At 55.2% G+C, this 12,037-nt stretch carries 11 protein-coding genes and 1 pseudogene; 2 read left to right on the top strand and 10 right to left on the bottom strand.

Translation table 11 applies throughout. From position 1 onward, the window contains the following. Positions 1–353: LysR family transcriptional regulator (locus tag ACTIKR_RS04650; RefSeq protein WP_442327231.1), on the bottom strand; the 353-nt coding region annotated here is incomplete at its 3' end. Between the two features lie 174 nt (positions 354–527). Between ACTIKR_RS04650 and ACTIKR_RS04645 the strand changes: the two genes are divergently transcribed. After that, a complete protein-coding gene (locus ACTIKR_RS04645) occupies positions 528–1,532 on the top strand; it encodes a Bug family tripartite tricarboxylate transporter substrate binding protein (RefSeq protein WP_442327230.1) in 1,005 nt (334 codons plus the stop codon). Beyond that, complete coding sequence (locus ACTIKR_RS04640) at positions 1,529–2,491, top strand: succinylglutamate desuccinylase/aspartoacylase domain-containing protein (RefSeq protein WP_193087356.1); 963 nt, start codon at positions 1,529–1,531, stop codon at positions 2,489–2,491. Before ACTIKR_RS04645 ends, ACTIKR_RS04640 begins: the two co-directional genes overlap by 4 nt. Before the next feature lie 128 nt (positions 2,492–2,619). Here ACTIKR_RS04640 and ACTIKR_RS04635 read toward each other — a convergent pair whose 3' ends face one another. The 9 genes and pseudogenes from ACTIKR_RS04635 to ACTIKR_RS04595 form a co-directional block, all read right to left on the bottom strand. Then, on the bottom strand, positions 2,620–3,456 hold the full coding sequence (locus ACTIKR_RS04635; protein WP_193087357.1) for an isocitrate lyase/PEP mutase family protein: 837 nt from the start codon (positions 3,454–3,456) through the stop codon (positions 2,620–2,622). A 152-nt stretch (positions 3,457–3,608) separates the two neighbouring features. Next, positions 3,609–4,457, bottom strand: coding sequence for an SAM-dependent methyltransferase (locus ACTIKR_RS04630; protein ID WP_193087358.1), 849 nt, complete (start codon positions 4,455–4,457; stop codon positions 3,609–3,611). Positions 4,458–4,479: 22 nt separating this feature from the next. Beyond that, positions 4,480–5,853 (bottom strand): APC family permease, encoded by a 1,374-nt coding sequence (locus ACTIKR_RS04625; RefSeq protein ID WP_193087359.1) that lies wholly within the window; start codon positions 5,851–5,853, stop codon positions 4,480–4,482. A 645-nt stretch (positions 5,854–6,498) separates the two neighbouring features. Further along, positions 6,499–7,626, bottom strand: coding sequence for a metallophosphoesterase (locus tag ACTIKR_RS04620; protein ID WP_193087360.1), 1,128 nt, complete (start codon positions 7,624–7,626; stop codon positions 6,499–6,501). 590 nt (positions 7,627–8,216) lie between these two features. After that, positions 8,217–8,699 (bottom strand): hypothetical protein, encoded by a 483-nt coding sequence (locus ACTIKR_RS04615; RefSeq protein ID WP_226816524.1) that lies wholly within the window; start codon positions 8,697–8,699, stop codon positions 8,217–8,219. 32 nt (positions 8,700–8,731) lie between these two features. Beyond that, a pseudogene (locus tag ACTIKR_RS04610) lies at positions 8,732–9,034 on the bottom strand (metallophosphoesterase); the annotation flags it as partial. A 10-nt stretch (positions 9,035–9,044) separates the two neighbouring features. Continuing rightward, positions 9,045–10,304, bottom strand: coding sequence for an ABC transporter substrate-binding protein (locus ACTIKR_RS04605; RefSeq protein WP_193087361.1), 1,260 nt, complete (start codon positions 10,302–10,304; stop codon positions 9,045–9,047). Positions 10,305–10,319: 15 nt separating this feature from the next. Beyond that, positions 10,320–11,162: a carbohydrate ABC transporter permease gene (locus ACTIKR_RS04600; RefSeq protein WP_193087362.1), complete on the bottom strand. Its 843-nt coding sequence runs from the start codon at positions 11,160–11,162 to the stop codon at positions 10,320–10,322. Then, positions 11,159–12,031 carry a carbohydrate ABC transporter permease gene (locus ACTIKR_RS04595; protein WP_193087363.1) on the bottom strand — a complete coding sequence of 291 codons (873 nt, stop codon included), beginning with the start codon at positions 12,029–12,031 and terminating at the stop codon, positions 11,159–11,161. The genes ACTIKR_RS04600 and ACTIKR_RS04595 overlap by 4 nt, the downstream gene beginning before the upstream one ends. Positions 12,032–12,037 lie beyond the last annotated feature (6 nt).

Genomic DNA, 12,037 nt, shown 5'->3' with positions numbered 1-12,037 from the left:
ATGACATCTGACATTTCGCAGGCCCAGTCCGCCACCAGCGTGCTGGCCAGATAGCGGCCGGTCGCAATACGCAACGCATGGCTCGTATCCTGCCCGGGTGATTTTAATTTCTTGCTCACTGTGTTGAGTCTGGCAACGATGTATTCGGCCGTCACCAGCAGTTCGCGCCCTTCCTGCGTGAGTCTGACGGGAATTTTGCTGCGATCAACCAGTGTTGCTCCGGCCCAGTGTTCCAGATCCCTGATGCGCCGGCTGAAAGCAGGGTGGGTCACGTTGCGCAACTCTGCCGCCTTGGTAAAACTGCATGTTTTGGATAAAGCGATCAGGTCTTTCAGAAGTTTGGTTTCTGCCATGGGAAAGCCACCGTATCAATAGGGGTTCGAAGCGTGCCTGACTGGTTGAAACAGAGCGTTGCGCAACAGGCCCTTGCTGTTTTATTTTGCACGTCATTGTGCAATAAAAGCACAATGATGGTGTTTTTCAGCCTTTAGTATAGAGGCAATAAGAATTTCAACGGAGACATTGTCATGAAAAAGTTAAGTAATAAAGCTAAGCGAACGGCATCCTGTGCCCTGTGTGCGTTTGTTTTGCTGCCAATAAGCGGCCAGGCTGCAGCGGCGTCGACGTACCCGGATCGCCCCATCACGATTGTGGTGGGATATCCGGCCGGCGGCAGCGTCGATCTTAATGGCAGGGTGGTGGCCGAAACGCTGGCCAAAAAAATAGGCGCCAATGTGGTGGTTGAAAACCTGGGTGGCGCAGGCGGCACAATCGGCGCTCAAAAAGTGATTCGCGCCAAACCGGATGGCTATACGCTGTTGGTGGGCTCGCTCAATGAAATTGTGATTGCCAGTCTGGTGAATCCGGCGGTTAAATATAACGGTATTACTGATTTGCAGGCCATTGGCCTGATCGGTGATCAGCCGTTGGTGCTGGCCGCCTCCAAAAAGACCGATATCAAGAACACCGCTGATCTGGTCAAAGTGGCTACGTCGGCAAAATCGGACAGCTACAGCTATGGCTCATCCGGGGTAGGCACCTCGTTGCATATGGCAGGTGAAATGGTCAACGCCGAAACCCGGGCCAAGTTTCTGCATGTGCCTTATCGTGGCGTTGCCCCCCTGGTAACAGATCTGACCAGCGGGCGCCTTCCTCTGGGCGTGTTTGCCTTGTCTTCGGCGTTGCCGCAAATACAGTCGGGCCAGATAACGGCTATCGGCGTAACCAGCGCAAAACGTTCTTCGTTTGCCTCCGATATTCCGGCACTGGCTGAAAATCCTGCTCTCAAGGCCATGGACATCAGCGTCTGGTTTGGGCTGTTCGGCCCCAAAGGCATGCCCGAAGCGGTGGTCACAAAATTGCAGACCAGCCTGCAGCAGGTGCTGGCGGACCCGGCATTTCAGGAGAAATACCGAACGACCGGCAGCAATGTCATGCGCGCGCAGCCCGACCTGGCCTCATTCTTTCAGGCAGAGCACAATAAATTCAAGAAACTTGCCGAAACGGCCCATATTGCAACGGGGCGGCCATGAGTACAGGGTTTGAGATTGCGGTGCCGGACCTGTCTGCAGAGCGTCTGGGCAATACCGATACACCAGGCGTATGGGCGTTTGATTCGGGCAATGCCGGCCCCACGCTCTTGATCACGGCATTGATCCATGGCAATGAAATCTGTGGCGCCTGGGCGTTGAAGGAACTGCTGGCCGCTGGCTTGCGACCGAAAAAAGGCCGGCTGGTGCTGGCGTTTTGCAATCTGGCTGCATTCGATACGCTGGATGTGGCCGCGCACGATGCCGCCCGTTTTGTTGACGAAGACATGAACCGTGTCTGGGCCAGCGACAAACTGGAGCAGCCAGTCACGCAGGAACGCCGGCGAGCGCTCGAACTGAGAAAATGGGTTGCGGCGGCAGACTGGCTGCTTGATATCCATTCCATGCATGAACCCAGCCTGCCACTGATGATGACCGGAATGTTGAAACGCAATGTGGATCTGGCACAGCGAATGGGTGTGCCGCAACATGTGATTATGGATGCAGGGCACAAGGACGGCACGCGCATGCGCGACTTCGCCCAATTTGGCGATCCGCAATCGCAGGCGCTGGCATTGCTGATCGAATGCGGGTATCACGGCGATCCGTCTTCTGTCGACACGGCGCGAAACGTGGTCGCGCATTTTCTGCTTGAGTCGGGCATCGTGGGTGCCGCCGACCTGCCGGGTCATTGGACGCTCGCGCACAAAGGGCCGCAAACGGTGTTGCAAGTGACTGCGCCGGTCGTGGCGAGGTCAGAATTCTTGTCGTTTTCCGAGCCATATCAGGGAATGGAGTGTATTGCGCATGCAGGCACGCAGATTGGCAAGGATAACGACAAGCCTATCGTCACGCCTTATGACAATTGTGTTCTGGTCATGCCGTCCCTGCGTCAGTTGAAGGTGGGCGTGACTGTGCTGCGATTTGCGCATGAACTGCAGGCTGTCACTGCACGGGAATAGACCAATCGATATGGGCAAGGGTAGCGCATATCGATGCTGATCTAATTAGATGCCCTATCCGAAATCTTTAATGACATGCGAGGTCGGCATATCTACTTCGGCCGCATACGCACTGCACTGCAATTGTGCTAGTCGGATTGACGCGCAAACCGGCGATCCAGCTGCGCGCCGCCAATGATGCCGCCGAAGCCGTCGAACCTGCCTTCCTGCGCGATCTGCTGTGCGACCCGCAGAAAGCTGTCCATGGCCACGCGCGCCAGCGCTCCACCTACGCTGACCCGACGCACGCCGAGTTGTTCAAGCTCGGCAACCGTCATGCTCATCGCACTGCCGCACAATACATTGACGGGGACGCCATTGGCTGCCTTGACGACTGCGCTGATCTGCTCCACGGTTTTTATGCCGGGGGCGTAGATGCAGTCTGCGCCCGCCTCGACGAATGCAGCAATGCGCCGGGTGGTTTGTTCAAGATCGGGTGCCCCACGTATAAAGCCCTCGGTCCGGGCCGTGAGCAGCACCCGCTCTCCGGTCTGATCAATGGCTGCGCGCGCCGCGCTGATGCGCGAGACCGCCACGGTAACATCATATAAACCATCAGCGCCACCCTGCGGCGCGTCTTCAATGGACAGCCCCGCAACACCGGTCGCAACACACTTGATGATGTTTTGCTGCATCTGTTCTATATCATCGGCATAGCCATTTTCGAAATCGGCATTCAGCGGAATATTCACAGCAGCAGCCAACTCGCTCAGATGGGCCAGAACCATATCTAGCGACTGTGTTCCGTCGGGCATGCCATTTGCATAGGCATGTCCGGAACTGGTCGATGCCAGCGCGGCAAAGTCCATCTGTTCCAGACACCTTGCGGTACCGATATTCCAGGGATTCGGGATGGTGAAGCAGCCGGTCTGATGCAACTGAAAAAAATCTTCACGCTTCTGGCTGCGTGTACGCACTGTAGTCATTGGACACCTGTTTACTGTTCTATAGAGAAGAAATACTGGCTCTTGGCAAATATTAGCATGCTGTGATGGCTGGGGTGAGGGCCTTTGTGATCTAGCGGTTTGCGGCTATCTCAGGCGTGAACGTGTTTATCAGCTCAGATGTTTATCGCATCTTACTGCATGGATACCCGTCGCGCCGTCCAGTCAGATTTGCCGTTTATCGTTCCGCGCATTTGTTTATTATCTACTTTGCCCGAGTATGTTTGGCCGTCAACGGAAAAGGTAATGTTCGCCCCGTTCAAGCGCGCATTGCTGATGCGCCGTTTGTCGGCGCCATCGCTCAGCGTTCCGTCCAGCATCTGGAACGTCTGCTTCAACTGAAGTTCACGCTCGCCTAGTTTCCAGGTACCGGCCACCTTGGCCGGAACAATCCATTTATAAGCATGGCAGTAATTGGTGCAGTTCTCTTTTACTTCTACTGATTCGTCCGGCTCCCAAGCCTCCATTGCAAATGAATTGGAAACCACCCGCGTGCCGGGCTTCATGTCCAGCAAGGTCGGACGCAAGCGAAGATTCAGGCTGGGTAACAGGAAAAGCGTGACCACAGAGGCATCTGAAAAATCGGATTCGAAGATATCTGCCTGTTCGAAGGTTGCTTGCTGCGCCACGCCTTCTGCTTGTGCCGCCCGTTTTGATATGGTGACCAGGTCCGGGTTGAACTCAATGCCACGCGAGATTGCGCCGCGCTTGGCAGCGGTGATGACCAGTCGGCCATCGCCCGAGCCCAGATCAACTAGCCGGTCATTTGCGGTCAACCGGGCCATCTCAAGCATGCGGTCAATCAGCGCTTGTGAGGTCGGCACCCATATGACGTCCTTGCCCTGTTGCCCGACAGACGGCGTATATTGTTCAGCGGCTGCGTTGTTGTCGGACGCAGAGGGGGCGGATTGTGCCGCAAGAGGTGAGCTCACCATTATGGTGAGCAGTATCGCGGCGACCAGGGGTTTTGCAGGCATAGTCATCGATTCTCTCCTGTTGAGATGATTACTTCAGAGCGGTAATTTCAGTTTGTGCTTGTGGGTTGTCCGGCTCCTGATCGTCCCTGATCCGGAACAGGAGAATGGGAGCGCCCGCGGCCAGCACGCCCAGGCCGATCAGCGCGGCCACGCCCGTGTAAACGACGCTGGCGTAGAACATGTACAGGCAGGTCAGGCAAAACAGAATGGGTGTGATGGGGTACAAGGGGACTTTGTAGGGCAGGGCGCGCTCAGGATAGCGCCAGCGAAGCACGAACAGCGATAGCCCGACCAGCAGCATGAAAGCCCAGAAAACCGGTGCCGTATAGTCCACCATGGCTTTGAAACCATCACGGGTGATGGCTCCCATGGCGATGAGCGCCAGAGCAATGGTGCCTTGCAGAATCTGGCCGTTGGCAGGGGTTTTGCCGCGGCTGTCCCAGACGGCAACCCACCGAAGGATGGTCATGTCGCGCGCCATCACATAAAAAACCCGGGCGCCGGTAAAAATAGTCGCATTCAGGGTAGAGATTGCCGCGACGATAATGGCCAGGGTTACTGCGATTTTGCCGGGCTCACCAGCGACCACGTGCATCATGTCTGCGGCAACGGCATTGGATGCGCGCAGCCCGTCCAGGCCCAGAATCGAGAGCAGCGCCAGGTTGGTCAGGACATAAAGCGTCACCAGAATCAAGGTGCCCAGCGTGAGCACTTTGGCAATGTTGCGCGGCGCGTCCTTGAGTTCGCCAGTCAAATAGGCCGCTTCGTTCCAGCCGCCATAGGTGAGCAACACGAATATCATGGCCATGCCAAGGGCGGCCGTTTCCGGGGCGCTCGCCTGCGTTGGTTCCGGCGCCTGTCCCGAGCCCAGAAGCCCAACCAGAATGATAGCGGCGACCGCTGCAATTTCGATGAAGGTGACGATAATTTGCAGGTTCTTGCCTTCGGTTGTGCCAATAAAATTGACTCCGGTCAGGACAATAACGGAGACGGCCGCATAGATCGAAGGGCCGTAGGGCCCCAGGGGCGCAATCTGCGCCACGTAGTCGCCGAGCATGAAGGCGACCACCGCGATGGCGCCGGTCTGAATCACGGTGCAGCGCGCCCAGCCGAACATCATGGCAACGGAGCGACCGTAGGCGCGCGACAGGAAATGGTATTCACCACCGGCATGAGGGTGCGCCGCAGACAGTTCGGCGTAGCACAGGGCACCCACAAGTGTGATAAGCCCGCCAACAATCCAGACCAGGATAAACAGCCATTCGTAGGCAACATTGGCCGCAACAATCGAGGGCGTACGAAAGATTCCGATCCCTACGACTAATCCGACAACAATAGTGACGGCGTCAAAAACAGAAAGCTGGGGCTGGGGGCTGGCCTGGTTCTGGCTGAGATTGGTCATCTGAATCCCTTGCTGTCAAACAAAATTAATGTCAAACAAAGACGAATGCTGCGCGCAAATACGCCGTGGCGTCTGGATATCGAGGTGCTGCGAAGGGTGCTGCAGATAATGTCCCGTCAATAGACGTGGACAGAAAGGGCATGATTGGCGTGGCTTGGGCAGTTGCCTAGAAGGGCTGCGCTCAATGTTGTCTACACCGGCAATGATGGATCCACCGGTGGCGCCTAGTGTAAGCAGAATATTGAATCTTACAATTAGCTGAAAATCACTTTACCATAAAAATAATGACAAGGCGGTGTAATATTTTGTGAAAAATCACAAAAGAAATTTATGACAATTTCATGAGCAAAGGACATGAAGAGAGGACATGAACTGCGTCAGGCTAGGCGCAGGCTTTACCGGCGTGCAGTTCACATATGTAATCTTTCAGGAAGGTGATTGCGGCAGGCGGGGAGATGTTGTTGACGTTGTCCGGAATGTACGGCAGGTCGGTGAGCAGATTGATCAATCTCTTTATTCGGAGCTATGATGGAATCTGTTCTATAAGGCATCAGCCGGTCTTGTATCCGCAAGGTGCCGATATGGCCAGGCATGTATTGCGTGTGTCCGGCCAGCCGGTGGATTATTCAAACTTGGCAGCCTTGTTCAACTTTTGGTTCGAAGCACGATCTGTGTGATTTCGGACGGGCGTCCCAGCCGGATCGGAAACCCGTTCCACAGTCCCGTTCCCATGCTGACGTACATTTTCATGGCATCCACGTCATATAAGCCATTGACGAATCCGTCATTGGCCATTTTGGTGAGCACGTGCGCGCCTAAAATCTGGCCGCCATGTGTGTGCCCCGATAGTTGCAGCGACACGCCGGCCTGTGCATGAGCAGACGCACCTATCGGGCGGTGGGCAAGCAGGAGGACGGTTTTGTTTGCCGGCGCCTGCTCCAGGGCCGCCGCGATGTCCGGGTCGGGAAGACCAAAGCGGCTGGCCGCGTGGTCGGTGATGCCTGCCACCACAATCTGCTGATTTTCGTGGGTGATGGTAACGTGCTGGTTAATGAGCATGCGTAGCCCGAGGCCATTGAATGCCGACAGCCAGCTTTGGTATCCGGAATAATATTCGTGGTTTCCTGGTATGGCCAGTACACCGTATTTGGCTGTCAGCGATTGCAGTGGCTTGACGTCGCTGGCTCTGGCCTGTGGTGAGCCATCGACCATGTCACCGGTGATGACAGTCAGATCGGGGCTGAGTGCATTGGCCCGGTCAACAACAGCGGCCATCCATGGCTGCTGAAGCAGCCGGCTGGCATGCAAATCGGTCAATTGAACAAGGCGAAAACCATCAAAGGCTGCGGGCAGGTCCGGCAACGCAATTTCAATCGTCTTCACTTTCGGCACTTTCACCGCATTCCAGACGCCGATGGCGGCTATCACAAGGGTGATAATGGTGATGGCAACAAGCAGCCGCGGCGAGGCGAGCAGCACACGACCGGTGGCGGCCGATACGGGATAGGTCACCATCCCCAGCAGGTCTTTTATGACAATGAAAAAACCCAGCAGAAGTAGCGTGCTAAATAGCCAGCCCAGCAGCATCAATACCGCGCCAGGAATCTCCGGCGAGGCCATGGAGCCAAACCAGGTTCGGGTGATCAGATGATGTTCGGCGATGCAAAGGACGGCAAGGGTCAACACGATTTTGGCGGTCAGGCTCAGCGAAAGCGGCCAGATGCCGCGTGCGCTGACGTATAGACCAATGACCGCCATAATGATATGAAGCACGGGGAAATTCCTGTTGAAGTGATTGTGGATTCACGGATGCGGAACTGGCATATGTTAAGCCGGAGGCCGGTCAAACCAGACGCCGATTTCAATCGTCATGGTCAGCCAACGCTGACGGCTATGGACAATATCAATGGAGATCGTATTATACGCAAGCGCGGGGCCTGACTGGCTTGTTTACCGACGGCAGTGCCCGTTTGATGTTATCCCCTGTGGTGCAAATAAAAGGCGTTCAGGATCCGGCGGCCATTAACGGAAACAACATTAACGGAACAATATTGCAGATGCCTGATTAGCAGATACCTGATGCCAGCGGTTGTTTAAGAACGTTGCAGGTTTTTCACAGGGCCAGGGAAGGGAAGCGACAATTGTTCAATATCGTTGTCGGTGATATAGGCAGTGCACTTCAATCACGATCGGCATGGCCGATGTGCCAGCCGGGCAACCCAGGACGGATGCACGGGCTTGGCGTCAATTGTCTTGGATGGGATAGCTGTTTGTATATACCCTTGAGGTATATACAAACATGCCAACTACAGATACATCGGCTTTTACCGGGCCTCGCCTTGATGAGCAAGGCTGTTCGGCAATCAGGCGGCAGCGGTGGTATCGTCGGCCATTTCATGCAGCCGAAAGCGCTGGTCGCTGTCCAGGAAATCCTCGGCATGGATCAGGACCTGTTCTTCATTGAGCAGAACGACGCCGTACTGAGGTTGCTCATGACTGCCATGGATGCAGCTTTCATCCCCATGCAGGTCAAGCGCCACCTGATGATTGGTGCCCCGCAGGGTGGAATACGCCATGCTTCGGAAGGTTCCGCAAATCGGCCGATGGATGTGGCCGAAAAAGACCTGTCGGATGCGATGTTCAAAACCCTCAATCGCACCGAAAAAAGGTGCCGTCTCCAGGAGCGAAAGTGCATCCATACTTCGAATGCCAATTGGAAAGAAGGGGTGGTGCATGAACAGCAGCACCGGTTTGCTCGATTCGGCCAGGCGTGCGCGCAGCCAGTTGGCCCGGGTCTCGCAATAGACGCCCCAATGTACGCCCGGTTCGTTGGTATCGAGAAACAAGGCAAGGTAGGACCGAAATCACGGACATATTGAACAAACCCGTTTTCGTCGGTATCGATATGTGCAAAGTGATGTCGAAACTGCTGCCGGCTATCGTGATTGCCCAGGATGGGGTATACCGGCATGCTCAATGGCGCCAGACATTCGCGCAAATGGACGTATGCCTGGGCGTGCCCGTAGTGCGTCAGGTCACCGGTAATCACAACGGCCTGCGCGTCGGGTTGGTGCGCGAGCATGTGCTTTACGGCTTGTTGCAGGCGTTGCTTTGGATTGGTGCCGTACAGGACACCGGCATCAGCAACCAGATGCGTATCTGTCAGATGGATGAATTTCATGATTGTCATATCACTTGAGAAGGTTTTGCACGTCTTGCGCCATGGCTTCCAGGGCCGCCTGTGGTTGGGCCGATTTATCGAACACGGTTTGCAGACGGTCATTGATGACATCGGTGATTTTCAGGCCGTTCTCTCCGGGGAAAGCATACCAGCCGGTTAACCAGGGCATCTGCTTGACAGCCGTGTATTGGTTGGGGTTGGCATCGTAGTAGCCTTTGAGCTTGGCCGGATCGTCAATGGGCAATGTGTTGGCAGGGAAGTAGCCGGTTCCTTTTGTCATGATGGTGGCGCCCTCGGGCCCTGTGGCAAATTTAATGTATTCCCAGGCTGCCTTCTGGCGCTCCGGGTCTTTGGTGAACATCATGGCCACGTTGCCGCCGGCCGGAACTTTTCCTTGCTCGCCATAGATGGGGAAGTAACCCGTGACCATTTTGAACTTGTCGCCGATTTGCTCGGCAATGCTCGACAACCGCGACGTAGATGATGAAAGGACAGCTAGTTTGCCCGTTACGAACAATTGGGTTGCGTCCTTGAATCGCAGATTCTGCATGGTGTCGTTGTCGACCATGCGGCCCATCTGCGCAATGGATTCCTGGCCAATTTTATCGTTGAACATTACCTTGGTTTCATCGGCGTTCAGCATCGTGCCGCCTTTGGAGAAAACCATGGCCTGCCATAACCAGTTGCCGGTAATTTCCCAGTCGTAATGCAGCCCATTGGTGCCGGGGTTGGCCTTGCGTGATTTGTCGGCGATGGCGATGATCTCGTCCCAGGTCTTGGGCAGCGCATCCGCTTTGACGCCGGCTTTGCTCAGCAAATCCATGTTGTAGTAAACAATGGGGGTAGAGAGCGAAAACCCGATGCCCACCTGTTTGCCGTTGACTTGGCCCAGCGAGAGCAGGGCGGGACTGTAGCCGCTTTGGGCCCAGTCTTTTTCCGCATTGATGAACGGAGTCAGTTCCACTGCGATATTGCGATCGACAAAAACACGCTGGCGATTCAGGCCCTGGTAGGACACGTCGGCCAGTTGTTTGGTAACGGCATGGCGCAATGCCTGTTGCGTAGCCTCTTCATATTCCGGTGTAGGCGCACGGAACTTGACTGTATAGTCGGGAAATTTTTCGGTAAAGCGTTTGGCAATTTCCGCGTGTACCTGATTGAACACATCAGGATAGGGGTAGTCGACGATGAGTTCAATTTTGGCGGCATGGGCCGCATTGCTTGTCAGGGACAGGCACGCCAGGGCGCGCAATAGATTTTTGGTTCGCATGATGAATTCCTTTGTTTAACCTTTGACACCCGAGAGGGTGACACCTTCGATAAAGCGCTTCTGCGCGGACAGAAAAAACAGCAGTAATGGTAGTGTGATGATGACGGTACCCGCCATCAGCGGTCCGAAATCGGTCCCCGCTTCTTCATTCTTAAAGAACATCGTTCCGAGCGGCGGCGTGGCCAGGTCAGCGGTATTGATGACCAGCAGCGGCCAGAAATAATCGTTCCAGTGCCAGACCACCGAAAATATCGAGAACGCGATCAGCGCCGGCATGGCTGCCGGCATCATGATGCGCCAGACCAGTTCGAACTCGCTCATGCCGTCAAGACGGGCAGCATGAATGAGGTCATTGGGCACGCCCATAAAGAACTGGCGCATCAGAAAAATACCGAACCCGGACGCGATAAAGGGAATGATCAGTGCGGCCATGGTGTCCAGCAGTCCTGCGTGATATAACAGAATGTAGAGTGGGATGGCCGTCGCCTGAAAGGGAATCATCAGCGACATCAGTACCAATCCCCAGGCAAGGCGTTTGCCCCGGAACTGCAGCTTGGCAAAGCAATAGGCGGCTGGCAGCGCGACGATAATTTGCAGAATCAGGATGCCCGCACAGACCACCACGCCATTGAATAAATAGCGAAGCAGGGGAACCTGGGTCAGCGCTTTCGTATAGTTTTCGATTGCTGCCCAATGCTGTGGCAACAAATGAAAACCTTCGCGAAAAATTTCATCTGCAGGTTTCAGGGAAGTGGACAGCATCCAGACAAAGGGCAGCAGGAAGACTGCGGCTCCCGCCATCAGTACGACATGTCGGAATATCTGCCAGGAAAGCGAAGCGTGCATTGGATTTTTCATTGGTAATGGGTCCGTTTTTCCATGCCAATCTGCTGGATCAAGGTGAGTATGAAAATGCAGGCGACGAACACCAGCACGATGGCTGCTGCGTAACCCATGCGGAAAAAATTGAAACCTTCGGCGTAAATCGTATGCAGGAGGACTTCGGTCGACTTGTTCGGCCCGCCCTGAGTGAGCGCATGCACGGTATCGAAAACCTGCAGTGAACGAATGCAGCAGACGGTAACCACGAACAGCATGGTTGGCCCCAGCATGGGCAGGGTCAGTCGCAGCAGGCGGTCCAGCGGATGGCGCATGCCGTCAAGCAGGCTGGCATGGCGCAACTCCATTGGAATATTTTTCAGACCAGCAAGAAACATGACCATGGCCAGCCCCGACATTTGCCAGATCCCGATGGCAGCCAGTGACGGCAGGGCCAGGTCATAATCGTTCAACCAGTTCTGGGGGCCGATGCCAAACCATGACAGCACTTTATTCAGAAAACCCACGGTGGGATGCATGAGAAATTGCCATACCACAGCCATGGCAATCAGCGTGGAGGCAACCGGCATGAAAAAGGCAGTGCGGTAAAAGCCGCGCAAGGATTCATGGGATTCGATGAGCAAGGCAACGCCCAGCCCGACTCCAATTGAGCACACCGATACGATGACCAGGTAATAGACTGTGTTGGCAAAGCTTTTGCGAAAGGTCGGGTCATTCCAGAGATCGACGTAGTTGCCTAGCCCGACCCAGTTCCAGGAGCTGGCGCCGAACTGCCAGTCCGTCAAAGACATGAGCGCCACGATGAGCAGCGGCACGATCAATAGCAATACAGTCAGAACCAGGCAGGGGCCGAGTAACAGCGACAGTTGCAGTGGCTTGATACGCATACGGAT

The sequence above is a fragment of the Advenella sp. genome (genome assembly GCF_052108595.1).
GTDB lineage: Bacteria > Pseudomonadota > Gammaproteobacteria > Burkholderiales > Burkholderiaceae_B > Advenella.
Note: the sequence above shows the minus strand (reverse complement) of the source record. Positions and strands in the feature narration are given on the sequence as shown.

Excerpts from the sequence above, each read along its gene's own strand:
- ACTIKR_RS04645 (WP_442327230.1), top strand. The coding sequence starts at position 528 with ATGAAAAAGTTAAGTAATAAAGCTAAGCGAACGGCATCCTGTGCCCTG.
- ACTIKR_RS04640 (WP_193087356.1), top strand. The coding sequence starts at position 1,529 with ATGAGTACAGGGTTTGAGATTGCGGTGCCGGACCTGTCTGCAGAGCGT.
- ACTIKR_RS04635 (WP_193087357.1), bottom strand. The coding sequence starts at position 3,456 with ATGACTACAGTGCGTACACGCAGCCAGAAGCGTGAAGATTTTTTTCAG.
- ACTIKR_RS04630 (WP_193087358.1), bottom strand. The coding sequence starts at position 4,457 with ATGACTATGCCTGCAAAACCCCTGGTCGCCGCGATACTGCTCACCATA.
- ACTIKR_RS04625 (WP_193087359.1), bottom strand. The coding sequence starts at position 5,853 with ATGACCAATCTCAGCCAGAACCAGGCCAGCCCCCAGCCCCAGCTTTCT.
- ACTIKR_RS04605 (WP_193087361.1), bottom strand. The coding sequence starts at position 10,304 with ATGCGAACCAAAAATCTATTGCGCGCCCTGGCGTGCCTGTCCCTGACA.
- ACTIKR_RS04600 (WP_193087362.1), bottom strand. The coding sequence starts at position 11,162 with ATGAAAAATCCAATGCACGCTTCGCTTTCCTGGCAGATATTCCGACAT.
- ACTIKR_RS04595 (WP_193087363.1), bottom strand. The coding sequence starts at position 12,031 with ATGCGTATCAAGCCACTGCAACTGTCGCTGTTACTCGGCCCCTGCCTG.